General features: G+C 43.7%; 19 protein-coding genes. 12 read left to right on the top strand and 7 right to left on the bottom strand.

Features of this window, described 5'->3' with window-relative positions; translation table 11 throughout:
• Positions 1-3: 3 nt before the first annotated feature.
• The 4 genes from RDK53_RS04200 to RDK53_RS04185 all read right to left on the bottom strand — a co-directional run bounded on the left by RDK53_RS04200 (position 4) and on the right by RDK53_RS04185 (position 5,353).
• A complete protein-coding gene (locus RDK53_RS04200) occupies positions 4-1,185 on the bottom strand; it encodes an asparaginase (RefSeq protein WP_308513435.1) in 1,182 nt (393 codons plus the stop codon).
• A gap of 17 nt (positions 1,186-1,202) precedes the next feature.
• Positions 1,203-2,606: an FAD-binding oxidoreductase gene (locus tag RDK53_RS04195; RefSeq protein ID WP_308513434.1), complete on the bottom strand. Its 1,404-nt coding sequence runs from the start codon at positions 2,604-2,606 to the stop codon at positions 1,203-1,205.
• A 368-nt stretch (positions 2,607-2,974) separates the two neighbouring features.
• Entirely contained in the window at positions 2,975-4,171 is a 1,197-nt protein-coding gene (locus tag RDK53_RS04190; protein ID WP_308513433.1) for a diaminopropionate ammonia-lyase, read from the bottom strand.
• A complete protein-coding gene (locus tag RDK53_RS04185; RefSeq protein ID WP_308513432.1) occupies positions 4,172-5,353 on the bottom strand; it encodes a YgeY family selenium metabolism-linked hydrolase in 1,182 nt (393 codons plus the stop codon).
• Between the two features lie 104 nt (positions 5,354-5,457).
• Here RDK53_RS04185 and RDK53_RS04180 point away from each other — a divergent pair, with 104 nt between their 5' ends.
• Positions 5,458-6,357: an AraC family transcriptional regulator gene (locus tag RDK53_RS04180; protein WP_308513431.1), complete on the top strand. Its 900-nt coding sequence runs from the start codon at positions 5,458-5,460 to the stop codon at positions 6,355-6,357.
• A gap of 156 nt (positions 6,358-6,513) precedes the next feature.
• Here the strand turns inward: RDK53_RS04180 and RDK53_RS04175 are convergent, their stop codons facing one another.
• Positions 6,514-7,284, bottom strand: a complete 771-nt coding sequence (locus RDK53_RS04175) for an N-formylglutamate amidohydrolase (RefSeq protein WP_308513430.1) — start codon at positions 7,282-7,284, stop codon at positions 6,514-6,516.
• Between the two features lie 229 nt (positions 7,285-7,513).
• On the opposite strand from RDK53_RS04175, the gene RDK53_RS04170 reads away from it, so the two are divergent.
• The 8 genes from RDK53_RS04170 (at position 7,514) to RDK53_RS04135 (ending at position 16,309) form a co-directional block, all read left to right on the top strand.
• Positions 7,514-8,506 (top strand): efflux RND transporter periplasmic adaptor subunit, encoded by a 993-nt coding sequence (locus RDK53_RS04170; protein WP_308513429.1) that lies wholly within the window; start codon positions 7,514-7,516, stop codon positions 8,504-8,506.
• A gap of 4 nt (positions 8,507-8,510) precedes the next feature.
• The gene (locus RDK53_RS04165; protein ID WP_308513428.1) at positions 8,511-10,271 is read left to right on the top strand and encodes an ATP-binding cassette domain-containing protein; all 1,761 of its coding nucleotides are present in this window, start codon (positions 8,511-8,513) and stop codon (positions 10,269-10,271) included.
• Entirely contained in the window at positions 10,268-11,395 is a 1,128-nt protein-coding gene (locus RDK53_RS04160) for an ABC transporter permease (RefSeq protein ID WP_308513427.1), read from the top strand. Before RDK53_RS04165 ends, RDK53_RS04160 begins: the two co-directional genes overlap by 4 nt.
• Positions 11,395-12,510, top strand: a complete 1,116-nt coding sequence (locus tag RDK53_RS04155) for an ABC transporter permease (RefSeq protein WP_308513426.1) — start codon at positions 11,395-11,397, stop codon at positions 12,508-12,510. The genes RDK53_RS04160 and RDK53_RS04155 overlap by 1 nt, the downstream gene beginning before the upstream one ends.
• Before the next feature lie 150 nt (positions 12,511-12,660).
• Positions 12,661-14,130: a leucyl aminopeptidase gene (locus RDK53_RS04150; RefSeq protein ID WP_308513425.1), complete on the top strand. Its 1,470-nt coding sequence runs from the start codon at positions 12,661-12,663 to the stop codon at positions 14,128-14,130.
• 2 nt (positions 14,131-14,132) lie between these two features.
• The gene (locus RDK53_RS04145; protein WP_308513424.1) at positions 14,133-15,170 is read left to right on the top strand and encodes an aminotransferase class I/II-fold pyridoxal phosphate-dependent enzyme; all 1,038 of its coding nucleotides are present in this window, start codon (positions 14,133-14,135) and stop codon (positions 15,168-15,170) included.
• A gap of 43 nt (positions 15,171-15,213) precedes the next feature.
• Entirely contained in the window at positions 15,214-15,588 is a 375-nt protein-coding gene (locus tag RDK53_RS04140) for a CidA/LrgA family protein (protein ID WP_308513423.1), read from the top strand.
• Positions 15,581-16,309, top strand: coding sequence for an LrgB family protein (locus RDK53_RS04135; RefSeq protein ID WP_277036909.1), 729 nt, complete (start codon positions 15,581-15,583; stop codon positions 16,307-16,309). Before RDK53_RS04140 ends, RDK53_RS04135 begins: the two co-directional genes overlap by 8 nt.
• Before the next feature lie 19 nt (positions 16,310-16,328).
• Here RDK53_RS04135 and RDK53_RS04130 read toward each other — a convergent pair whose 3' ends face one another.
• On the bottom strand, positions 16,329-17,243 hold the full coding sequence (locus RDK53_RS04130; protein WP_308513422.1) for a LysR family transcriptional regulator: 915 nt from the start codon (positions 17,241-17,243) through the stop codon (positions 16,329-16,331).
• Between the two features lie 113 nt (positions 17,244-17,356).
• Here RDK53_RS04130 and RDK53_RS04125 point away from each other — a divergent pair, with 113 nt between their 5' ends.
• Complete coding sequence (locus tag RDK53_RS04125) at positions 17,357-19,522, top strand: flavocytochrome c (protein ID WP_308513421.1); 2,166 nt, start codon at positions 17,357-17,359, stop codon at positions 19,520-19,522.
• A gap of 182 nt (positions 19,523-19,704) precedes the next feature.
• On the opposite strand, the gene argG is transcribed toward RDK53_RS04125, so the two are convergent.
• Positions 19,705-21,048, bottom strand: a complete 1,344-nt coding sequence (gene argG, locus RDK53_RS04120) for an argininosuccinate synthase (RefSeq protein WP_066592485.1) — start codon at positions 21,046-21,048, stop codon at positions 19,705-19,707.
• A 245-nt stretch (positions 21,049-21,293) separates the two neighbouring features.
• Between argG and RDK53_RS04115 the strand changes: the two genes are divergently transcribed.
• A complete protein-coding gene (locus RDK53_RS04115; RefSeq protein ID WP_308513420.1) occupies positions 21,294-21,722 on the top strand; it encodes a DNA polymerase III subunit chi in 429 nt (142 codons plus the stop codon).
• Between the two features lie 93 nt (positions 21,723-21,815).
• A complete protein-coding gene (locus RDK53_RS04110) occupies positions 21,816-24,662 on the top strand; it encodes a valine--tRNA ligase (protein ID WP_308513419.1) in 2,847 nt (948 codons plus the stop codon).
• Positions 24,663-24,692 lie beyond the last annotated feature (30 nt).

Raw genomic sequence — 24,692 nt, 5'->3', positions numbered from 1 at the left:
GTGTTAAGCCTTAATAGAGAACAGACGTTCGCTGAGTACGGGATCCAAACATTCCTGTAAGTACGCTCTGAAAAGCTCGGGATCTTCACGGCGAAGTTCCTGAGCTTTTGGTTGTGAAAGGATATACAACAAGAGCAAACGCACTTTAGCCGAGGTTGACTCTCCGCCCATGACTGCACCAAGCTGAATAGAGTCCTTCACACTGCCAGGTGTCCCATAAGAATCCAAAATTCTTCCTGCCGGCGTCCGGCTAGTAATAACCACTTCAATTCCGGAATCTATCGCTTTTTTAATAGACGGCATCATTTCCGGTGGGAGGTTTCCTCTTCCGAAACCTTCAATGACTAACCCGTCTATTTTTTGAGACGTAAAATAATCGACAAGTTCGCCTTTATCTCCTGTCACGGCTTTAACTATGCCAACCTTTGCTGTCAATTTTTCGGGTGTCGGAAAGTTAAATCCCATGTCTAAATCCAAAGCACCTGCTCTGAAATAGACCAGATCGTCATCCACATAACCGACAGGTCCCCAAGAAGGAGATTTGAATCCGGCAACATTATCCGAATGAACTTTTTGTACTCTGGAGGCTGCATGAATCTCGTTATTCATACAGACCACCACTCTCGGGATATCTTCCTTCACGTCATGGCAAGCGACCTTAACGCTAGCCAATAAATTTGCCGGACCGTCTGCTCCTACCGCATCTGCTCCCCGCATTGAACCGGTGAGAACTATCGGTTTGAAATATTCATTCTGGAATTCATCGGATAAAGAGATGCTAAGAAAATAAGCAGTCTCCTCCAAAGTGTCGGTCCCGTGAGTAATCACCACACCAGAGACATCCGGACGTTTAAGAATTTCCTGAACTTGCTTTGAAATTTCAAGCATCATCTCCGGCGTCACAGCTGTGGACTGAACACAGGAGAAATTGATAACTTCAATATTGCACAAGTCATCCAAGCCAGGGACTTTTTTGCAGAGTTCTTCACCCGAAGCTGCCGGAACAAGATAGCCCTCGCCGTCTTTTTTGGTAGCAATGGTGCCCCCCACAGCAAAGATAACTACAGTCTTATCTTCCATGACATCCAAATAACCGTCATCTAAGACTTCTTCAGTGATATCAACTTCCGGCTCGATTTGCTGCGAAATAGTTTCCTTTTCTGTTCCGGTGCCTAACTTTGTCATTTCCGTACCTTCGGCTGTCAGATTAATTTACCTGGATTCATAATGCCCTCCGGATCGATGGCATTTTTAATCTTCTTCATCAGTTCCAGTTCGATGGGATCCTTAAACTCATCATTATGATGTTTTTTGAGCATTCCGATACCATGCTCGGCTGATATTGAGCCGTTATATTCCATCACTGTGGTATATAAATTCCTTCTGATTTCTTCTTCGAATCTGTAAGTCAGTGTTGGATCCTCCGGGCTGACAAAGTTGTAGTGAAGATTTCCATCTCCAAGATGTCCGAAAATAGAATCTTCAATCCAAGGGAACTCTTCCTTTAATCTCTTCAAAGAAACTTCGAGAAATTCCGGGATGCTTGCAATCGGAAGGCTGATATCGCTGTGAATACTGCCTCCCTCCGTTCTATCCGCCAGAGGAATAGATTCTCTCACATGCCAGAATTTATGGCTGTCTTTCAAAGAGTTAGCAATAATTGCATCTGTTATTTCTTCTGCTTCAAACGCTTGCTCAAGAATACTTTCTAGGACTGACTCTTCCTTTTTTTCAAATAAAGACAATTCGAGCAATACTTTCCAAGGAGACGACGAGAGTTCCGGAACTTCAACATCAGGAAGATTTTTCTTGACTCGGCCGATTGGTTTTTCACTAATTAATTCGAAGGCTGTAAGCAAAGAACCGGCAGAATTTTTAACACGATTCAAAAGAGCAACCGCTTTCGCCGGAGATTCAACACAAACTAAAGAGGTTTCTTTTTCTTTGGGTATCGGGAATAACTTCAGAACAACTTTTGTAATTACACCTAAGGTTCCTTCTGAGCCCATGAATAAATTCTTTAAGTCATAGCCGGTATTGTCTTTCCTCAAAGAACGGAGGCCATTCCAAATACGACCATCAGGTAAAACTACTTCAATTCCAAGCACCAACTCTCTTGTGGTGCCGTATCTCAAAACCGCAACCCCGCCCGCATTGCACGCTAAGCAGCCTCCGATAGTAGCGTTGCCCTCTGCTGCAAAGGAAAGCGGGAAAAACTTACCGTTGTCTTCCGCACATTTGTGAACATCTGCGAGAGTCATTCCCGCTTCAACAACCATGGAGTCCCCTTTGGTATCAACGGAGACTAAATTTTTCATTCTGGTTAGCGAGATAAGAACTTCTGAATCTGGAGTAGAGGTAGACGCTGATCCTGTCAAATTCGTATTGCCGCCTTGAACAACGACCCCCAAACGATTTTCAGCACAAAGTTTAATAATTTGGCTGATTTGTTCCGTAGAGTTAGGCCTAAGAATAACCAGGGGCTGGGATTTGTAGTGGTCTGTGAAGTCATCGGTGTACGGACCGTATAGCGAGGGATCCGTTAGGACGTGATTTACTCCAACAATCTCTATGAATCTGTCTTTTAAATCGTTTGGAAGAGGCATTTTCGCACCCGTATGAAGATCTTGAAATTTTAGCTTTTCAAGTTTCTTAAATACGAAGGAAAAAGATTTTCTTTCAGTGCACTCTCCTCCTTCTTCAAACTACTCGGAACAAATCAAAGGTATTTTTTATGAATTCAGAGTTTCAGAAAATCTTAGAGGCCGTCCTTTCCTAAGCTCATTTCTCTATTTACTCCATCTCCTCAAATTTGGTTTTAAAAATAAAAATAAACTCAGATTGAGGTGAGCTTTGAAAGCTTCTAATAAACACGAAATTAGAATTCGAACCATGGGCGCGCGGCCAACTTCGACACCGCTTATGTATGTCCGGGCTTTCATGCCTTTTAAGGACCGCCGCCCACTCTTCACTTTTAGATCTCGGAAGGAAATTTTCCTTCCCAAACAATTTCTAAGAAGCTCTTTCTATCGGTCACTCCTTCAGTTAAAAAACACAAGATCTTTGAAGATTCATTCAACTGTAATTTGCTCTTAATTTCAGAGAGTTTCGGATCCGCCAGAAGTGCAATAACTGCGCCTATCGGAGCCGCCCCGCTCTCGCCAGCCAGAATTCTTGGATCATCCTCCAAAGGACTTGAAAGGACTCGGACACCTGTTGCTGCCACCGACTCCTGAATTCTTAGATAAGCCGATGCGCAAGCTCTGAGCTCTTTCCAACCGAGGGTACAAGGTTTTCCGCAAGCCAGTCCAGCCATGATAGTTTTTAAATCACCTTCCACGACTTTCAACTCACCGTCATCGGCTGCGGCTGTTTTATAGATACAATCCGCGGAAAACGGCTCCACAACTACGATTTCTGGAGCCCTATCCCCGTAAGCTGACTTTAGGAAACTAGCTACTGCTCCTGCCATCGAGCCCACACCTGCTTGGAGGAAAACATGAGTTGGAACTTCCTCTCCCAGCTGTTCCTGAGCTTCTTTGGCCATTGTCAAATAGCCCTGCATAATGTAGGTTGGAATTTCTTCGTAACCGTCCCAAGAAGTATCTTGAACGAGCGTCCAACCATTCTTTTCTGCCATGTCAGCTGCCATTGCGACGGTAGCATCATAATTAACGTCGGTTATCCAAGCATCGGCCCCTAGCTTTTGGATATTCTCCAAACGCTCTGAGGAACTTCCTTTGGGCATAAGAACAACACATTTCGCTCCAAGTTTTTTTGCACTCCAAGCGATTCCCCTGCCATGATTTCCATCAGTTGCTGTGATGAATGTCATTTTGGAGATTGATTGGGCAACCTCGGGCGCTTGAAGATCCTTAAAGGAGTGTCTGTTGGAATCCAATCCCAGTAATTCACAAATTACTTTGAAAAGGCAGAAACTTCCTCCAAGAACCTTAAAAGCATTCAGACCAAATCTGGAGGATTCGTCTTTTATCCAAAAGTTCTCGACACCAAGTTTCTTTGACAGAGCTTTTAGATCGGATAATTTTGTTGGCTCATATCCCGGAACATTCTTATGAAACTCTAAAGAACCGAGGGCCGCAGCCGTTCCGAAATCTTCCGAGCAGTTTCCTTCAGGAGGAAGGACAAGACATTCGATAGTAGAAGACATTTATTTTTGCTTTTCCTCAGGCAGGTTTTTGATTAAATTAGTATAGAACTCACAGGCCTGAACTACTTGGTTCGGATCACATCTTTCATCACGCATGTGGGCCAATTTATATTCACCCGGACCAAAACCGATTGTTTTGACTCCAAGAGAAACCGGCACGACTGCGTTTGTTCCGAAATCCCAAAAATCAAATTTCTTTGGTTCATGCCCAAAAGTTTTTTCATAGGCTTCAATACTTGCCGTAGTGAGAGGATCTTCCATCGAAATTTTCCATGGATTGTGAATGGGCTTATACACCAACTTTTCTCCAGTCCATGAATTCATTACCAAAGTTCCAGGTTCCCACTTGGCATTCTTACCCTTTACCAATTCATCCAATTCCTTCTTTACGTCGTCTACTGTTTCTCCTAATCGAAGTCGACGATCGAGATAAATTTCGCATTGATCGGGAACCGCATTCAAAGAAACTGCAACTGAGCTTATCTGGGATAAAACAATCGTACCTTTCCCCGGGGTTGATTGAAGTGTCTTGTTGAGATTTTCAACTTGTTGAATAATTTCTGCCATTTCATAAACAGCATTCACTCCCTTCTCAGGAGCTGAACCATGGGCAGAGATTCCGAAAGTTTTTATTCTTGCCTGAACTTTTCCAGTGTGTCCTAAGGTGATGACATTATCGGAGGGTTCACAGATTACACAATAATCCGGAACCAATTTGTGATCGGCATAGAAGTTTTCAAGGCAAACACCATCGCAATATTCTTCACAAACAGATCCTGTCACGTAAACAGTCTTGCCTTCTAACCAGCCCTGTTCCTTGGCATTTGCAGCTGCAAAAATAGATGCAGTCAGACCGCCCTTCATATCGACTGAACCGCGGCCATAAATCATTCCGTCAACTTCTTTTGCCTCGAACGGAGGAGCAGTCCATTCTTCCGCATCACTTACTGCAACTGTATCCATGTGAGAATCGAAATGGATAACCACGGGGCCATTGCCTACTCTTCCAACCACGTTACCGACTCGATCAATATGAACTTCATCGAAGCCCAAATCCAACATGACGGTTTGAAGAAATTTAGCTAACTTCTCTTCTTCATTTGAGTAACTTCTTGTCTGGATTGCTTTTTTATAAGTTTCCAGAAGCTGTTCCTGCCGTTTTTGAGTAAGTGTTCCTTTCATGGGATTCTCCTTGTCAATTAAATCCTAGGGAAAATTTTAGAAAGGCAAATAAATTGAAATAGAACTTTTCTCCGATAAAATATAAAAATATTGAGGTAGATAAGATGCAAGTTACTCAGATCCCAATCGATTGTAATTTACAAGAAACTACCCATCACGTAACCGAAGGTATACCCTTAGCAATCTACCGAACTTATCTAGAAAGAAATGTCCTCGGTTACGTCGGATGGCACTGGCATAACGAACTGCAATACTGTCTGGTTACCGGCGGAGAAATTGATTTTAGGGTTGTGGATAATTATCTTCGTCTGAAAACCGGCGAAGGATTTTTCGTAAACTCCAGGGTCCTTCACATGGCTAGGCCAACTATTCCCCATACTTCCAACTCTTATATCTGTCTAAACTTTTCACCAAAAATTTTAGTTTCTTCGGTTGGAACCGAGCTCTCTCAGCGCTTGATCTATCCTTTTATCTCTCCCTCAGCCACAAAATACTTCTCAATAAAAACCGACAGATGTTCGTCCAGTCCATTGCTAAAAAACATCGAAGCAATAGAAGAAATTCAAAAGGAAAAGAAGATTGGAAATGAAATCAAATTGATTTCTCTGGTTCTAGAGATATGGCATCAAACCCTTCCCTTCTTAAAAACTTCTTCTAAAAATGACAGGAACGATAGAGCTTTTGCAGTCAGCCAACAGATAATCACATTTCTTGAAGCTAACATCACCGAACCTATTTCTCTGAAAGAAATATCCCTCGCAGTAAACCTTAGTCGGGAAGAGTGCTGTCGGTTATTTAAAGAAGCCCTCGGCATCACAATTTCGTCTTACATCCTGGAAAAAAGAATGGATTTAGCCGCTCAAATGCTTCTTTCTTCAAATAGAACTGTTGAGGGAGTTGGAAGAAGCTGTGGTTTTAATTCGACCAGTTACTTTATTAAAAATTTCAAAAATACTTTTGGACAAACTCCTCTTTCTTTCCTTAAACAATATCGCGGACGGTGATTCCTCTCCGTCCTTTCGGACGGAGTTTTTTGGCGAATGAACTAATTATCAAACGTGTCCTTCTTCAAGGTATTTCTCTGCTCCATTTCTCAATTTAGAAAGATGTTCAATAAAAGCTTTTCGATTAACAAGAGAATGAGGTTCACCGCCCTTTCGTTAAAAAGATTCACTTATAGCCGTCGACAGGCACTTTTGAAGTCTTTTAGAGACCCGTACAAAAGTCGTGAGAAGTTCTCCATTTCTTTCATCATCGTACAAATCACGTCTCGTCTCAATCATCACAGAACTCACTCTTCTATCTTTCTTGTAATGTTCGATTGGCACTAATGCTCCGGAAAAAGGCGAGTTAAAGCCGGTATCGAAACTGCGGGAGAACTCAGAAAAAAACGCTTTCTGAATTTCCAGCGTGGTGTGGAACGGATCTGTTCCAATACATATTTCGGGCCTCTCTCCTGAATTTCCTTCATAAGGAAGTGCTTTTGAGGCAAAGCTATGTAAATCAACAACTAAGGCTTTTCCATAGTTTTCGAGTGCCAGATTCACCTTTCTAGATAATTGAAAATGGTGAGGCCAATACCAGTTATTAAGAAGAGCTCTGCGTTCCGACCTACTTGGGAATTTTCTCAAACATCCTAAACTATGAGTAGCAGTGTAAATGACCCCCATACCTCTTTGAGCCATTACTTCATCTTTGTCCTCGGAAAAGCGCTCAACATCTACTACTAATCGGCAAACAGGCGACGACACTATCTGAGCAAAGGGTATTCCATTGCCGTACAAGACCAATGTCCATAGATCACACATGCACAACAACTCCTTGTTAAGCTGTTCATCATTAAGATAAATACTTTGACGAACTTGAGGAGGAATGTAAGAGGAGTCATGCGGCACGTGAAAAACAACCCAAGGAGGAATGGCGGCTTTCATTTAAATTCTCCAGTAGTCTGTGCTTAGATTCTAGGTCCCAGCAATTACTGGCGAATTAAGTTTTCCGTCAAGATTTGGCCAAATAAAAAAATTTTTTCTCTTCCGTTTCTTTGCAAGAGATTAGGCAGTTTATTCACACAGTTGAGAATTCCAAATTCTGAGATCAATAGCACTCGCTTATATTCTCCGTTTCGTCTATCCTTTTTCATATATAGAAAAAGAGGATGTTATGTCGACAAAACTCAAAATTTTTGCCGTCCTTGGTCTCGCCGCAGCTCTGGGGGCCGGAGGATATTGGTATTACGAAAGCCATCGACAATCGGGAGAACTAAAGTTATATGGGAATGTCGATATACGCCAAGTGGAATTAGCCTTTCTTTGGCCGGAAAGAATTAAAGAAGTACTCGTTGAAGAAGGAGACGTTGTTAAAAAGAATCAAGTTCTAGCAACCCAAGACACTGATACCCTTCTCCTTCAGATTCAACAAGCGAAAGCAGCGGTCAATGCCAGCTACCAAACTTATTTAATTCAAAAAAATGGTTCTCGTCCGGAAGAAATTGCTCAGGCGAAGGCTAATGTCGATGCTGCCCAATCTAAACTAGCCCTTTCTCAAAAAGATTTGGAAAGAGTCAAAGAAATTTTTCGTGCAACAAAGGGTCAGGGTATAAGCCAGCAAAACTTAGACCAAGCAGAAGCACAGCTTAATGTTGATAAAAACCAATTAATTGCAGCTCAGAAAGCTTATGAACTTGTAAAGATTGGACCGCGTAAGGAAGCCATTCAACAAGCTTACGAACAATGGAAGGCTTCCCAAGCTGAATTAAGCTTACTGGAATTAAAACTTCAGCAAAGTGAATTGACGGCCCCGTTAGATGCGGTAATCAGAAACCGATATTTGCAGCCAGGAGATATGGCAGCTTCCTCTAAGCCGGTTTTTTCTTTGGCTATCTACTCACCTAAGTGGGTGCGAGCCTACGTCAATGAAACGGATCTAGGAAAAATTAAGCCTGGACAAGAGGCTTTTGTCACCATTGATTCCTTCCCCGATAAAAAAATACCGGGCCAAGTAGGTTTTATTTCTTCTGTTGCAGAATTCACTCCTAAGACGGTTCAGACACCGGATTTAAGAACAAATCTCGTCTATGAAGTCAGAGTCAACGTAGATGATAAGGATAATGTCCTCCGCTTAGGCATGCCCGCAACCGTTTCCTTCCAAAGGTAGTCAATTGGAAGAAGTTGTCTTACATGCCCAAAAACTCTGCAAAGATTTTCCTCCGGAAGTAAAAGGAGGAGAACCGGCGCACGCACTCATTGATTTTGACTTAACTGTCAGAAAAGGAGAAATGGTCGCGTTAATCGGACCTGATGGTGCAGGTAAAACCACCTTCTTCCGTTTAGTAGAAAAACTTCTAAATCCAACCTCAGGAAAAATTTTGCTTTTCGGCAAAGATCTAAAAGATCAGTCTGATGAAATTAAAGACAAAATTGCCTACATGCCCCAGAAATTTGGTCTTTACGAAGATTTAACCATTATTGAAAATCTGAATTTATTTGCAGACCTGAAAGGAATCCCTAAGAACGAAAGAAAAGCTGTGTATGACGAGCTTCTTCAGATGACGGCTCTTGCTCCTTTTATAAACCGTCCCGCAGGAAAGCTCTCCGGGGGCATGAAACAGAAACTCGGAATTGCTTGTTCTCTTGTGAGTAAGCCGGAGCTTCTAATACTGGATGAGCCGACCGCAGGCGTTGACCCTTTGTCAAGAAAAGAGCTTTGGGACGTTTTAAGTAAAGTCGCGGAAGTCAGGAACACGAGTGTATTAATCAGCACAGGCTACATGGACGAAGCTGCACGTTGTGATCGAATTTACATTTTGAACGAAGGAAAAGTTCTAAGCACAGGAACTCTCTCGGAGTTGACTTCTCCTTATCAAAACCAGGTTTTCTATCTGCCTTGTGCAGAAAAAGATACAAGGAAGCTTCTTGAAAAAGTCGCTGACTCACCTGACGTTATTGATGCCATCCCGCGCGGAAACGGCGTTAAAGCCGTCTTCAAAAAAGAGCTGACAAAGCAAGATATTAAAGAGAAATTCAACATTCTAGACGTCAGACCTCTCGCGCCCGTGCTGGAAGACGCTTTTATTGCTACTCTTAAAAAGGCCAATGAGCACACCGCAGGCCATGAAACTTTCGGCACGATTGATTTAAAAGATTTAACTGTTGTTAAACCGGATCCTTCCGAAATACTTATTTCCGTTGAAGATTTGGTCAAAAAATTCGGAAATTTCACTGCTGTGGACCAAACTTCTTTCCAGGTGTCCCGAGGTGAAATATTCGGATTACTCGGCCCCAATGGAGCTGGAAAAACAACCACTTTCAAAATGCTTTGCGGATTAATTCCTGCGACAAGCGGAAAAATCAGTGTTGCCGGCTATAACCTTCGCACGGCCCGAGCAGAAGCCCGTAAAAATATCGGTTATGTGGCTCAATTCTTCTCGCTTTATCCGACTTTTACGGTAAAAGAAAACCTGACATTTTTCGGAGGAGCCTACGGCCTGGACGGATCCTTTCTAGATTCTCGTGTAAATGAAATGGCCGAGCAGTTTGAACTTTCTTCTATGATGAACGTGGATTCGAACAAACTCAATGAAGGATTTAAGAAAAGACTCTCAATGGCTGCGGCCTTAATTCATGACCCTGAAATTCTTTTCTTGGATGAACCTACCAGCAGTATCGACCCTTTGGCAAGACGAGCCTTTTGGAAAACCATCAATAAATTAGCAGATATTGGAAAAACCATCATCATTACAACCCACTTTATGGAAGAAGCGGAATATTGCACAAAGATGGCAATTCAAGCTGCAGGAAGAATGCTCGCGCTTGGCTCTCCGGCCGAAATTAAGAAAATAGCGGGCCTAAACAATACCGATTCTATGGATGAAGCTTTCCTTAGAATCGTAGAGAACGATAGAAAAGGAAGTAAATCATGAACTTTACTTCCTTAAAGAACTCGTGGAGACGAACTGCCTCTCTAACAGTTAAAGAAACACGGCAGTTAATGCGGGATAAAAGCTCCATCGCCATGGGACTTCTGCTTCCCCTGCTCCTCATTTTTATTTTCGGCTACGGCATTTCGTTGGATTTAACCGATGCAAAAGTCGCTGTATTCAATCAATCTCCCGGAAAAGTTACTAACGCTATCGTTGAAGGATTCAGAGGCTCGCCTTACATCACGCCATTTCCCGTGACATCGATGAAAGAAGCTGAAAAGCTCTTTGATGATGGGAAAGTGCGAGGGATTGTAGTCTTTCCTCAGAACTTCCAGGCCGACTTAATGAATCAAAAGGCCAAAATTCAAATTATTGTCTATGGAGTTGACACCACCTCGGCTAACAGCCTTCAAAATTATGTACAGCAATCGGTTTTAATTTCCCTAAATAAACTCGGGATGCAAAATAGTACTCCGATAGTAATGGAGCAAAGACTTTGGTATAACGCTGCCAACTCTTCCACTTGGTATTTTGTGCCGGGGATTATTGCTATTGTTCTGACACTGGTCGGAACCTTCTTGACTGCTTTGGTCATTGCCCGTGAATGGGAAAGAGGCACGATGGAAATGCTTTTCTCAACTCCGGTTACCACAACAGAAATCCTTCTTTCAAAGATCATTCCTTATTTTCTATTGGGACTCGGGGGTTTCATAATTACTTTGGAAGCGGCTTTATTGGTGTTCAACGTTCCAATGGAAGGCTCTTTCTTTGTGATTTTGGTGTCTTCCATTCTTTACCTCTTAACCTCTCTGGGTATAGGCCTGTTGATCTCAGGCGGATTAAAAGCTCAGTTTCTGGCCTGTCAAATCGCTTTGCTTGTAAGTTTTTTGCCTTCAGTACTTTTAAGCGGCTTCGTCTTTGACTTAAGAAATGTTCCGGACTTTATCGCTGTGGTTGCTTATGCCCTGCCTCCGACATATTTTATTGAACTGCTCCGAGGAGCATTCCTTTCAGGAGATAACTGGACGGTGATTTGGAAAGACTGGGCTATTCTGTTCCTTTACCTCACTGTTTTCTTTTACTTAACCAATAAAACCCTTAAGAAAACTCTGGAGAAAAAATAATGATTACAAAGTTTCTTCACTGGTTAAGATGGCAGCGTTTCCTCCTTTGGAAAGAAACTTCCGTTCTTCTCAAGGAAAGAAAGTCGAGATTTATTCTTATCGTTCCTTTGTTTGTTCAGGTCTTTCTATTTGCCTACGCTGCAACATTTGATTTGAAGTATGTTCCTTTTGTTCTGATTGACGAATCCAATAGCAAATACTCTCGAGAGATCATCGCAAAAATAGAAGCGAGCCATATCTTTACTCTTTATGCCAAAGAAAATAATCCTGCAGAACTTAAAGAGTTAATTTCCCCTCGAAAAGCCATGATGGCGATCCATTTTCAAAGTGACTTCGCCTCTCAAATAGCACAGGGCACTCCGGCCAAAATACAAGTAATTTTGGATGGAAGGAACTCTACAACAGCTTCTCTTGCCGCCGCAGAGCTAAGTCAAATCATCGGCTCATATGCCAAAGAGAATCTTCAAATTAAACCCGCCCTGGAATTTGAAAATAGAGCCTGGTACAACCCCAATCTTTTAACACGCTGGAACTTTGTCACAGCGCTGTGCGGAACTCTGAGTTTTATTCAAGTCCTAATGCTTTCCGGTCTTTCCGTTGCTCGAGAACGAGAACAAGGAAACTTTGACCAGCTTTTGGTGACTCCCTACTCTCCCGCTCAGATCCTTCTTGCCAAAGCAACTCCGCCAATTATCATCGGTTTACTGCAAGCTATATTGGTATGCATTATCGCCGTCTTATGGTTCAACATCCCGTTCAGAGGAAATTTTTTCCTCATGTTTTTAGGCTTGTTATGCTTCACGGCAAGTTCCGTTGGAATTGGGCTGGCTATCTCCTCCATGTCGAAGAATATGCAGCAAGCCATTGTGTTCTGCTTCGTATTTATTATTCCGATGGTGATCCTGTCCGGCTTAGTCTCGCCGGTCGAAAACATGCCTCCTTTCTTCCAATACATCACCTATCTGAATCCGCTGAGGTATGCTCTGGAAGTCGTGCATTCCGTATACCTTGCTGACGCCGGAATAGCACATATTAAAAATGAAATTATTCCGATGCTGATTATCGCCGGCATCACTATGCCTTTGGCGGCTTGGGCTTTCCGCAGACAGCGTTAGACAAAGGATTTTCGAAAAGAAGATTGCATCTGCTGCAAGCCGCATACTAAATCAAGCATCAAAAGGCTCAGGTCGTTGTTGGATAAACGTTTTAACGAAGTTGGCTGACTATAATTCCTTGACAACAAAAAAGTAAACACGAGGATAAAGATGAAATTAACACTCGCTGCAGGAAAACTCCTTAATCAGAAAACAGACGCTCTTATAGTCGGTATTTATCGAGGAAAATTAACGAAATCTGCCGAAGCTGTGGACAAAGCTTCTAAGAATGCGCTTTCTTCCTTAATTAAAGAAGGTGACGCAACCGGTTGTCTTGGAACCGTTGGCATCTTTCCGAACTTTCCTGGAATTGCGGCTAAAAGACTTGTCGTTGTAGGTCTCGGCAAAGAAGAAGATGGTGTCTTAAATTTCCAGAAGGCTCTCTCTTCTGCTCTCAAAGCTGTTTACTTTGTTAAAACAGCTGTTATCTCTTGCACTGACTGGTTTGATCTTTCTCCTGAATGGATTGCTGAGCAAGTTTCTTGTACTGCTATTGATGTTTTAGAGAAGTCCGTAGACTACAAGTCTAACCCTGACCGTCCGGCATGGAAGCAGCCGAAATCCGTTTCTTTATTCGTAGAAGAGAAGACTCCTGAATTAACAACAGCCTTTGCTGAAGGTGCTGTTATCGGAAAAGGCATCAAGCTGGCCAAAGAACTGGGAGACGCTCCGGCCAATCTTTGCACGCCTAAATATATGGCTGAACAGTGCATGAAACTGGGTTCTTCCTTGAAGTTTGACGTCACAGTTTTCGAAGAAAAAGCTCTTAATAAATTGAAGATGGGCTGCTTCTTAGGCGTGGCCGCCGGATCCAAACAGCCGGCTTACATGATCGTCATGGAATACAACGGCGGACAAAAGAAAGAATCGCCTGTTGCTTTAGTAGGCAAAGGATTGACGTTCGATGCGGGCGGCATCTCTTTGAAACCGGCAAAAGGCATGGACGAAATGAAGTATGACATGTCAGGTGCTGCTTCTATTGTGGCAGCAATGGCTACTGCCGCTTCTCTTAAGCTTCCTATTAATATTGTCGGAGTAATCGGCTGTACTGAAAACCTTCCGAGCGGCTCAGCCGTTAAACCGGGAGACATCCTCTGCAGCTATTCAGGCAAGACCGTTGAAGTGCTCAATACCGATGCCGAAGGCCGCTTAGTCCTTTGCGACCTTCTCTCCTACACTATCGACAAATTTAAACCGATTTTAGTTGTGGACGCCGCTACCTTGACCGGCGCCTGCGTTGTTGCCTTGGGTCACGAATATACCGGTCTCTTCTCCAATAACGAAGAGCTGGCGTTAGAGCTTCTCCAAGCCGGAGAAAACTCTTTAGATAAGTGCTGGAGACTTCCTTTAGGCCGTGCTTACACTAAAGCATTAAAGAGCCGCTTCGCAGATTTAGCAAACATCGGCGCCCCCGGTGCAGGTGCTTGTACTGCTGCCGCTTTCCTTCAGGAATTTGTCGGCAAAACTCCTTGGGCGCACTTAGATATCGCCGGAACAGCTTGGAGCAGCGGAGAAGAAAAAGGCTCTACCGGCCGTCCTGTTCCTCTCTTAATCAGTTTCCTTAAAGACCTCACTCATTAAAAATGATTAGATTTGAATGTGATTACGCTGAAGGATGTCATCCAAAAATTTTGGAGGCCCTTCAGAAGACCAATTTCGAACAGACTTGCGGATATGGTTTAGACCCTCATTCCAAGAATGCTGAAGAATTGATAAAGAAAGCCTGCGAAAACGAAGACGCCAGAGTTTATTTAGTCTCCGGAGGTACGCAGGCCAATAAAGTAGTCATCGCTCAGGTTCTGAGGCCTCATCAGGGTGTTGTGTCCGTTGAAGGCGGACATATCGCCCATCATGAAGCGGGAGCCATTGAATCTTCCGGACATAAAGTCGTTACGCTTAAGCCGGAAAACGGCAAATTAAAAGCTGAAACCCTTAGAGCTTATCTAGCCGATTATTGGGCTGATGACACTCATGAGCATATTGTTCAGCCGGGAATGGTATATATCTCCTCTCCTACCGAACTTGGAACTGTTTATACAAAGGCCGAATTATCCGCTCTTCATGATGTCTGCCGTGAATACAACATCCCGCTGTATCTTGACGGTGCTCGCCTCGGCTACGGTTTTGCCAGTAAAGACAATGACTTGACATTACCTGATTTAAGCCGTGTCACGGATATTTTCTATATCGGAGGCACTAAGGTCGGCGCTCTCTTCGGAGAGGCTATCGTCTTTAACGGCGACAAAGGACTCGATCGAGACTTCCGCAGCCTCATTAAGCAAAATGGCGCCATGTTGGCAAAAGGCCGAATCTTAGGAATTCAGTTCGAAGAGCTGTTCAAGGATAATCTTTACTTTGACATTTCCCGTAAAGCAGTCGAACAAGCGGAAAGAATCAAAAAAGCTTTCCTTTCTAAAGGATATAAGCTTTGGATCGATTCTCCTACAAATCAGCAATTTCCCATCCTTCCTAAGGATGCCATCAACAAGCTTAAAGAGAAGTTCGCATTTCTCATCTGGCCCGATACAGGCGAGCCGGAACTGATTACCCGTTTCTGCACAAGTTGGGCAACGAAAGATGAAGATGTCGATAAGCTCATCGACGAAATAAATAAACTTTAATCTTCCAGGCGCATTAAGCGCCTTTAATTTTCACTCATTCAAAATGATCGTAGGTCTAACCTTACTTTTAGTTTTCCAAATTATCGGAAACGTATTGGAACTCATGTTCCATCTGCCCATCCCGGGAGCGGTGGTCGGAATGTTTCTTTTACTGCTCTGTCTAATTTCTATTGATAGTCTGGCGGAGTATGTGAGACCAATTGCACTGGTATTAATTTCTTATTTAGCCGTCCTCTTTGTTCCGGCCGGTGTAGGCATTGTGCTGCACGTTGAAAGAATCAAAACAGAATGGTTGGCCATCACTGCTTCTTTGGTTATCAGCACAGCATTAGCCATCATCACCAGCAGCTTGGTCATTAAGTATTCGACTATCTGGCTCAACAAAAGAAAGACACAAAAGGAGTTGACACATGACTGATTATCATGAAATATGGACCTTCCTGTCTACCTCCTCCCTTTTTTGGCTGGCCGTGACTCTAGCTGCTTATGCAATAGCTCAAAGATTCTATAAGTTCACGAATTGGAATTCTTTAGCCAACCCGGTCGCCGTCGCAATTTTGATAGTGATTCTGCTTATTACGGCTACAGGCACCTCATATAAAACATATTTTGACGGCGCGCAGTTCATCCACTTTTTACTTGGCCCAACTACCGTTGCCCTTGCAGTTCCGCTTTATGACTTAAGAGTTCAATTAGCCAAAAATTGGCTTCCTATTGTGCTTGGGCTATTCAGCGGCTCTATTGTGGCCATTGTTTCAGCGGTTCTTATCGCCGGCGCTCTAGGGGCGAGTCCGGAAACGATGATTAGTTTGGCACCGAAGAGTGTAACTACTCCAATCGCAATGACGGTCGCTGAAAAAATGGGCGGTATGCCTGCTCTTGCCGCATCCTTTGTTGTTTTAACGGGTGTACTGGGAGGTGTAATCGCGGGCCCTATCTTTAAACTTTTGAAAGTGGATTCTGCTCCGGCCCGAGGCTTTTCTTTAGGTCTTGCGTCTCACGGAATCGGAACCTCTCGAGCATTCCAAATCAGTGAAGAAGCCGGCACTTATGCAAGTTTGGCAATCGGATTAACAGGCTTGGTAACCGCGCTTATTGCACCGGTTCTTTTACCTGTACTTCTAATGCCATTTGAGTAAATCCAACAAGATTCGTTTCTTAATCCCTCCCAGACATTGTTCGAATGCCTGGGATTTTTCTTAAGTGCGCCTCCTCCCTTTCCTGAAGTCTCTTTCTCAGCCGCTGAGACACATCTTCTCTTGTCATTCGGACTAAAGTCAGAGCCGGTGAATTAACTATTGGGATCGCTTTCAGATTTTTGGAGATTAAGTCACACGCCGGCGTCGCAATAATAGCAAAAGTATGCTGAGACTCGACGAATGCTACTTGATTGTAAAAATTGCGGATATCCGTTCTCGAAACAATATTGAAATGATATTGGGCCGAGAGCTGTTTCATAAAACTAAACAGTTGAGGAGAAACATCTGAAGGAAGACAAATGCAGTCGAGTTTACTAAGTTGCTCCAAATGAATACTGTCGAATTCCGCCAAAATATGATTCTTCGGAACAACTACCTTATTTTCTATTTTCGCAATAGGAACGGCGGCAATACCTGCTCTTTCAAAAGGCTCTGCGTAGGCGTAACCCACATCTATTTTGAAATCCTGCAGCTGTGAAACTAAATCGATACTCTCTATTTCAATGAAATCATAGCGTTTTTTAGAGTCCGCAATTTTTAGCTCGTTAAGCATCGGTGCGATAAAAAGCTGTAAAAGCCAAGCAAAAGATCCGAAGGTAACTTTTTTTTCCATGCCGTCCAAATTTGCTTGAACTTGATCAAAGAAAAGCTCCGTTTTAGTCAAAAACTTCTCTACAACAGGAAAAATTGCACGGCCTTCCTTAGTCAGAACAGCCTTTTTATTGGACCGTTCAAACAGCTTAACACCAAGAGAATCCTCAAGCTTTTTAATGTGCATGGACAACGGCGGCTGACACATGGAGGCAACACTAGCCGCTTTTGTAAAACTTCCTTCTTTTACAACCAGATAGAAGAGCCAATATGACTGAAGCAATCTTAAGTTCATACGAAAAAAGTATCACAGACATCTAATAATAGTATTTTATAGTTTGCGAGCTAACAATTAGAATTTTTCTGTATGCCTATTTGGCAACCTTGGAGAAACTAATGAGATTAACGAAAACTTTTTTGGCAGTATCTGCTGCCTTTTGCTCAACTATTGTCCTTGCCTACACTCCAGGCACATACACTGCATCAGTAGCCGGCCAGAACGGACCTGTAGCAGTTGAAGTTCAGACTTCGGCCGACAAGATTTTGTCAGTAAAAGTCACTGATCAAAAAGAAACTCAAAATATCGGAACTCATGCCGTAGAACAGCTTCCGGCGAAAATCGTCGAAGCCCAATCTGCTGATGTTCCCGCCGTATCAGGTGCTTCCGTTACATCAAAAGCAATTAAAACAGCTGTCCAGGAATGCTTAGATAAAGCCTCCGGAAAGAAGACCGTAGCTTCTCCTCTTAAAGACGGCACCTATGAAGCCAAAGCTTACGGCAACAACGGTTGGCTGAATGTCAAGGTCGTAATTAAAGACCATAAGATTTCAGAAATCCAAACACCGGGCCAGAGAGAAACAAAATTCTTAGGCGATACTGCTATTCGTGAAATCGGTAAAGATATCATCGATTATCAAACACTTAACGTTGACAACATCGCAGGTGCCACCGTTACTTCAACTGCATTGAAGACAGCAGTTGGGGAAGCCATCGAAAAAGCCGGCGGCAACATTGCTAACTTCCAAAAACCAGTACCGCAAAAGATCAAGAAAATTGACGGAGTACAAAAACAAGAAGTTGACCTGGTTGTCGTAGGTGCAGGGGGTGCAGGCTTATCTGCCGCCGTAACCGCTAAAGATCTCGGAGCAAAGAACGTTTTAATCGTTGAAAAAATGCCTGTCGTCGGCGGTAATACATTAAGATGTGCATCCGCATTCAATGCCGCTGATCCGGAAAGACAAAAAGCTCTTCCGATGACAGAAACTTTGAAAGATGCTGTCGTCAAAGCCATTAATGAAAAACCGGCGAATGAAGAACACAAAAAGCTCATGGCTGATGTTAAAGCCAAGTATGAAGCTTATCTCAAGAGCGGTTCCAAGACTCTATTTGACTGTCCGGAATGGCATGCCTTACAGACCTACAACGGAGGCGACAAAGTCGGCCACATTCCTCTGATCCGCACTTATGCAAACAATGTCTTAGACACATTGCACTGGATGCAGTCCAAAGGCTCTCCGGTAATGGATAGAGTAAGCCAAGGCGCAGGTGCCTTGTGGCAAAGAACCCACCAGTTGGATGCCCCTGCCGGTCTCGGCTTAGTTGATCCGCTGTATCAAGACGCTGTTAAACAAGGCGTAAACTTTAAACTCGGCACTCGCGTCACTGACCTTGTATTGGATAAGAGCGGCAAGGTAATCGGCATCACAGCAGAAGATAAAGTCGGCAACAAATACCAGATTCTTTCTAAGAACGGCGTCATTCTTGCAACCGGCGGTTACAGCCAAAACAAAGAAATGCGTCAGAAATCTGCACCTCACCTTACTCCCGATATGGTTTCAACTAACCAACCGGGCGCTACCGGCGACGGCATCACCATCGCCACAAGACATGGAGCAGATACCACAGGCATGAACTATGTTCAGGTTTACCCGTTAGCCACACCGGGCACAGGTACTCTTCAGGGCCGTGCAAGAAAGATGTCCGGCTTGGATGATGTTATTGATGTCAATAAGAACGGCGAAAGATTCGTTAAAGAAGATGCCCGCCGTGACGAATTCGTTGCAGCCATCAAGAAACAACCGGGTGCTGTATGCTATGACATCAACGACTCTTCCATCGTAAAACCGTTAAACAGCTTCAATGAAGATGTTGAAACCTTGGTTCAGATCGGCAGAATCTATAAAGCAGACACACTGGCCGACTTAGCAAAACAGCTTGGTATGCCGGCCGACAAGCTCGAAGCTACCGTTGCTGAATTCAATAAGATGGTCGAAGCTAAGAATGATCCGAAGTTCGGAAGAAAACTCTTTGATCGTCAGATTGTAAAAGCTCCGTTCTATGCAACTCCGCGTGCTCCGTCAATCCACCACACAATGGGCGGATTGGAAATTACTCCGAAAGCACAGGTTGTTGATAAAAACGGCAAGGTTATCCCGGGTCTTTATGCAGCCGGTGAAGTTACAGGCGGTATCCATGGCTCTAACAGACTCGGCGGAAACGCTACAGCAGACGTTTTGACCTTCGGACGTATTGCTGCAAAGAGTGCTTTAGGCAAAAACTAATCGTTCTGTTTTACAGTAACAACTGATTTTCTTAAGAAAGAAAATCAAAAACAATTAAGCCTCTCATTTCATTTTGATTTGGGAGGCTTAATAATTGCAACAAAAAAGCCCAAGATTTCTTGAGCTTTAATGTTTTATCGAATGTCTCCTGCAAAAACAGGAGACATTCTGAATTGAAGTTCTTACTTAACTTCTTCTTCCTTTTCGATACCTTTGAGCATCGGCATGGAGGAAGATCCGCCGATAAGGCCGACCTTGCTGTAGATACCAAGCTTGTCACGTGTATCAACAATGTCGAGGTTTCTCATTGTCAGCTGACCGATACGGTCTTCCGCTGTAAACATGGAGTCGCCCTTTTCCATTGTCAGACGTTCAGGCTGGTATGTGAGGTTCGGAGAACGTGTATCAAGGATGCTGTAATCATTACCACGGCGAAGTTCAATCTTAACTTCACCGGTAATAGCCTTAGCAACCCACTTCATGCTGGATTCTCTGAGCATGATAGCCTGCGGATCAAACCATCTGCCTTGGTAAAGGAGACGGCCTAAACGCATACCGTTGATTCTGTACTGTTCAATAGTATCTTCGTTATGAATACCAGTAACTAATCTTTCATAAGCAATATGAAGAAGAGCCATTCCCGGAGCTTCGTAAATACCGCGGCTCTTAGCTTCGATAATACGGTTTTCGATCTGGTCGCTCATACCTAAACCGTGACGTCCGCCGATCTTGTTGAGTTCCATCATGAGCTCAACTTTGTCTTTGTATTCTTTGCCGTTAATGGCAACAGGCATACCTTCTTTGAAGCTCAAAGTAACGACTTCCGGCTTAATTTCAACTTCCGGTTTCCAGAAAGCGACGCCCATAATCGGTTCAACAATCTTAATGGAGCTGTCCAAATGTTCCAAATCCTTAGCTTCATGTGTGGCGCCAAGCATGTTTGAGTCAGTGGAGTATGCCTTTTCTTTGCTCATCTTGTAGCCGAAGCCGTTGTCGATAAGGAACTGGCTCATTTCAGCACGGCCGCCCAATTCTTGAATGAATTTAACGTCGAGCCATGGTTTGTAAATTCTCAGTTCAGGATTGGCTAAAAGGCCATAGCGGTAGAAACGTTCAATATCGTTTCCTTTGTATGTGGAACCGTCGCCCCAGATATTAACGCCGTCTTCCTTCATGGCGTTTACAAGCATTGTGCCTGTAACAGCACGGCCGAGCGGTGTTGTATTGAAGTAAGTAACGCCGGCGGTATGAATATGGAAAGCATTACATTGAATCGCAGCAATACCTTCTGCAACTAACTGATCACGGCAGTCAATCAAACGGGCGATTGATGCGCCGAATTCCATAGCTCTCTTTGGAATGTCATCGTAATCTTTTTCATCCGGCTGACCCAGATTAGCTGTGTAAGCACAAGGAAGTGCTCCTTTCTTCTTCATCCAGAGCAAAGCAGAACTAGTATCTAAACCGCCGGAGAAGGCAATACCTACCTTTTCTCCTACGGGAAGGGATTTCAAAATGGTTTCCATTTCTTTAAGACTCAAAAAGTGTTGTTAATCTATCCTTCATTTCTTTTTGCAATGGGGAAAATCAGTATGACTCGCGCAAAAAGACCTAACGAGAAATTATGACCGAAATATAGAGGAGTAGCCTAAATTCAGATAAGATTTGTAAGAGATTAACTAAGTAGAAACACTAAACCGCTCCCGGCATAAGTGCAGGAACATTTTTTAGAAAGAAAGCATTCTTCTCTGACTTTGTTATTATCTAACCTATGTCTGAATTAGCTATCCATACAAACGTTGTCAACCGCGAAAGATATGCCTGTCTTGTGCTTAAAAAAGCGCAGAGACTCGGCATGAAAGCCGCTGTGTTTTTTGACAATGAAAACGATATGGATCAATTGGATAATCTCCTCTGGACATTTGAACCGTCGAGTTTTATTCCCCACTCGATAGCCCGTACAGCCGGTGCAACCGGGAACGCATATCTTCTCTCCGATAATCCTGAACATATCGGCAGCGGCGATCTTTTAGTACTTCTTACCCACAATGTACCGCCTGCTATTCATGACTTAATGCAGAGATTTCCAAAAGTGATAGATATCGTTCCGAAAGAAGATCCGGGACTAACTGAGGGAAGAAGACGTTTCGTTGCATATAAGAGAAACGGCATTACGCCGGTAGTTCATAACAGACAGTAGGAATTTCTCAGCTGACTTTCTCTCTTTCATATAGTGAACGTGAGAAAATATCGCATCTCTTGATTTAAAGAATTTTATTGAAGTAAATCTGCCATGAGCGACACACAAACCAAAGAACTAGCAAAGAGTTATGAGCCCGCTTCCATTGAAGCGAAGTGGTATCCGTATTGGGAAGAACACGGCTATTTTGCTGCCGGTAAAGATCTCGGCAAGCCTTCTTTCTCCATCCAGCTTCCTCCGCCGAATATCACCGGCATTCTTCATATGGGTCATGCCTTCAACCAGACGGTGATGGATACATTGACCCGTTTCCATAGAATGGATGGATTTAATACGCTTTGGCTTCCGGGTACTGACCACGCCGGTATCGCTACGCAGATTATCGTTGAAAGACAATTAGAAAAAGAAGGCAAATCCATCAAAGACCTTACCCGCGAGCAATTCTTGGAAAGAGTCTGGGAGTGGCAGAAGTTCTCCGGCGGCACTATCTTGAATCAGATGCGCCGTATGGGTGCCTCCTTAGATTGGAACAAGCTTTATTTCACAATGAATGAAAAGCTCTCCAAGACAGTAACAAACTGCTTTGTTGAGCTTTACAGAAAAGGTCTTATTTATAAAGGAACCCGTTTGGTTAACTGGGATCCGAAACTTCAAAGTTCCGTTTCCGATTTGGAAGTTGAATCCGAAGAAGAAAAAGGCAAACTTTGGGAAATTCGTTATCCTGGAGCTGATGGCTCTGAAGGCATTGTTGTTGCCACTACCCGTCCGGAAACTCTTTTCGGCGACCAGGCCGTTGCCGTCAATCCCGAGGATGACCGCTACAAACATCTTGTCGGCAAGATGCTTAAGCTGCCTCTGACTGATCGTGAAATCCCGGTTATTGCTGATCCGTACGTTGATAAAGAATTCGGTTCCGGCGCAGTCAAAATTACTCCGGCTCATGACTTCAATGACTTTGAAGTCGGTAAACGCCACAACCTCCCGGAATTGGTCGTTCTCGACAAGACAGCTCATATGAACAATAACGTTCCGGAAAAATATCGCGGTATGGATCGTTATGAAGCCAGAAAAGCTGCTGTGAAGGATCTTGAAGAACAAGGTTTATTGGTCGGCATTAAAGACCATGTTCACTTGGTACCGAAAGTTGCCAGAACCGGTGAAATCGTCGAACCGATGCTCTCGGAACAATGGTACATGGCTATGTCTAAACCGGCTCCCGAAGGCTGCAAGTTCCCGGGAAAATCTCTTGCTGAATTAGGCTTGGAAGCCGTTGAAAACAACCTCGTCAACATCTTCCCGGAACAGTGGCAAAAAGTCTACAAAGAATGGCTTAATAACATTCAAGACTGGTGCCTTTCTCGTCAGTTGTGGTGGGGTCACCAAATTCCGGCGTGGTATGACGACAAAGGTAATGTCTATGTTGCAGCCACCGAAGCAGAGGCTCAGGCACAAGCCGGCGAAGGCGTGAAATTGACACGTGATCCGGACGTACTCGATACCTGGTTCTCATCCGGTCTGGTTCCCTTCTCTTCCTTGGGCGGAATTACTCCTCCGGACGCAGACGCTGAAATTGACTTCCAGCTTTATCTGCCCTCCTCCGTCTTGGTCACCGGCTATGACATCCTCTTCTTCTGGGTTGCCAGAATGATCATGCTGACCCGCTTCTTTACTGGCAAAGTTCCCTTCAAAGATGTTTACATCCACGGCTTAGTCAGAGATGCCGAAGGCAAGAAAATGAGCAAATCTGAAGGCAACACTTTGGATCCGCTCGACATTATCCAGTCCATCGGCTTGGAAGACTTAATCGTTAAGAACACCCGTGGTTTAAGAAGACCGGAAAAAGCTCCTGAAATCGAGAAGAAACTTCGCAGAAACTATCCGTCAGGAATTGAAGCTCACGGCACAGATGCACTCAGATTCACTATGGCTGCTTATGCAACCTTAGGAAGAAACGTTAACTTTGATATTAAGAGAGCTTCCGGCTACCGCAACTTCTGCAACAAACTTTGGAACGCTACCCGCTTTGTTCTGATGAACGTCCAGGACAAAGATTGCGGCTTTACAGATGCAGAAAAGATCTACTCTATTCCTGATCTTTGGATCAAAGGACAGCTTCAGAACTGCATCAAAGAAGTTCGCCAAGCCTACAAAGATTATCGTTTGGACAATGCTGCCAACGCTATCTACAGCTTCGTCTGGAATGAATACTGCGACTGGTACTTGGAACTTGCCAAGGTTCAGTTAAACAGCGGGAACCCGGCAATTGAAAGAGCGACAAGAAATACTCTTGTTACCGTACTTGAAACTGTTTTGCGTCTTGCTCATCCGATTATTCCGTTCATCACTGAAGAACTTTGGCAGACAGTTTCCGTTATTGCCAACGCCCGTAAGGCTGACGAAGAAACATCCATCATGATTCAGGAATATCCGAAGTACGATGCTTCTCAGGTTAATGCCGAAGCCGACTTCGCCATGAATGAAGTCAAAGCAATGATTGATGCCATCAGAAACTTACGCGGTGAAATGAAGATTTCTCCGTCTACTAAAGTTCCTTTGGCTATCAGCTGCAAGGACGGCGCTTCCAGAGCAAGAGCAGAATCCTTAGATACCTATCTGAAAGTCTTAGGCAAGCTCAGCGAAGTTATCTACACGGATGATTTAGATAAGGCTCGCCCTGTCGGATCAGCTGCTCCTGTCGCTGTCGTTAATGACTTCAGTCTCATGCTGATTGTTAAAGTAGATATTGAAGCTGAAAAAGCTCGCCTGAATAAGGAAATTGCTCGTCTTGAAGGTGAAATTGCTAAAGCTAAAGGCAAACTTTCCAACGAAAGATTCGTAGCTAAAGCACCTGCTCAGGTAATTGAACAAGAAAGAACTCGATTAGCCGGTTTTGAAGCTTCTTTGATCTCTGTCAAAGAACAATTAGCTAAACTGCCATAATGTAGATTCAATTAATTGACGCGAGGGGCT

It is taken from the genome of uncultured Turicimonas sp., assembly GCF_902477955.1.
Classification (GTDB): domain Bacteria; phylum Pseudomonadota; class Gammaproteobacteria; order Burkholderiales; family Burkholderiaceae_F; genus Turicimonas.
Note: the sequence above shows the minus strand (reverse complement) of the source record. Positions and strands in the feature narration are given on the sequence as shown.

What these genes read in the sequence shown, in the direction of transcription:
- RDK53_RS04200 (WP_308513435.1), bottom strand. Translation starts at nt 1,185, where the DNA reads ATGACAAAGTTAGGCACCGGAACAGAAAAGGAAACTATTTCGCAGCAA.
- RDK53_RS04195 (WP_308513434.1), bottom strand. Translation starts at nt 2,606, where the DNA reads ATGCCTCTTCCAAACGATTTAAAAGACAGATTCATAGAGATTGTTGGA.
- RDK53_RS04190 (WP_308513433.1), bottom strand. Translation starts at nt 4,171, where the DNA reads ATGTCTTCTACTATCGAATGTCTTGTCCTTCCTCCTGAAGGAAACTGC.
- RDK53_RS04185 (WP_308513432.1), bottom strand. Translation starts at nt 5,353, where the DNA reads ATGAAAGGAACACTTACTCAAAAACGGCAGGAACAGCTTCTGGAAACT.
- RDK53_RS04180 (WP_308513431.1), top strand. Translation starts at nt 5,458, where the DNA reads ATGCAAGTTACTCAGATCCCAATCGATTGTAATTTACAAGAAACTACC.
- RDK53_RS04175 (WP_308513430.1), bottom strand. Translation starts at nt 7,284, where the DNA reads ATGAAAGCCGCCATTCCTCCTTGGGTTGTTTTTCACGTGCCGCATGAC.
- RDK53_RS04170 (WP_308513429.1), top strand. Translation starts at nt 7,514, where the DNA reads ATGTCGACAAAACTCAAAATTTTTGCCGTCCTTGGTCTCGCCGCAGCT.
- RDK53_RS04160 (WP_308513427.1), top strand. Translation starts at nt 10,268, where the DNA reads ATGAACTTTACTTCCTTAAAGAACTCGTGGAGACGAACTGCCTCTCTA.
- RDK53_RS04155 (WP_308513426.1), top strand. Translation starts at nt 11,395, where the DNA reads ATGATTACAAAGTTTCTTCACTGGTTAAGATGGCAGCGTTTCCTCCTT.
- RDK53_RS04150 (WP_308513425.1), top strand. Translation starts at nt 12,661, where the DNA reads ATGAAATTAACACTCGCTGCAGGAAAACTCCTTAATCAGAAAACAGAC.
- RDK53_RS04145 (WP_308513424.1), top strand. Translation starts at nt 14,133, where the DNA reads ATGATTAGATTTGAATGTGATTACGCTGAAGGATGTCATCCAAAAATT.
- RDK53_RS04140 (WP_308513423.1), top strand. Translation starts at nt 15,214, where the DNA reads ATGATCGTAGGTCTAACCTTACTTTTAGTTTTCCAAATTATCGGAAAC.
- RDK53_RS04135 (WP_277036909.1), top strand. Translation starts at nt 15,581, where the DNA reads ATGACTGATTATCATGAAATATGGACCTTCCTGTCTACCTCCTCCCTT.
- RDK53_RS04125 (WP_308513421.1), top strand. Translation starts at nt 17,357, where the DNA reads ATGAGATTAACGAAAACTTTTTTGGCAGTATCTGCTGCCTTTTGCTCA.
- argG (WP_066592485.1), bottom strand. Translation starts at nt 21,048, where the DNA reads ATGGAAACCATTTTGAAATCCCTTCCCGTAGGAGAAAAGGTAGGTATT.
- RDK53_RS04115 (WP_308513420.1), top strand. Translation starts at nt 21,294, where the DNA reads ATGTCTGAATTAGCTATCCATACAAACGTTGTCAACCGCGAAAGATAT.
- RDK53_RS04110 (WP_308513419.1), top strand. Translation starts at nt 21,816, where the DNA reads ATGAGCGACACACAAACCAAAGAACTAGCAAAGAGTTATGAGCCCGCT.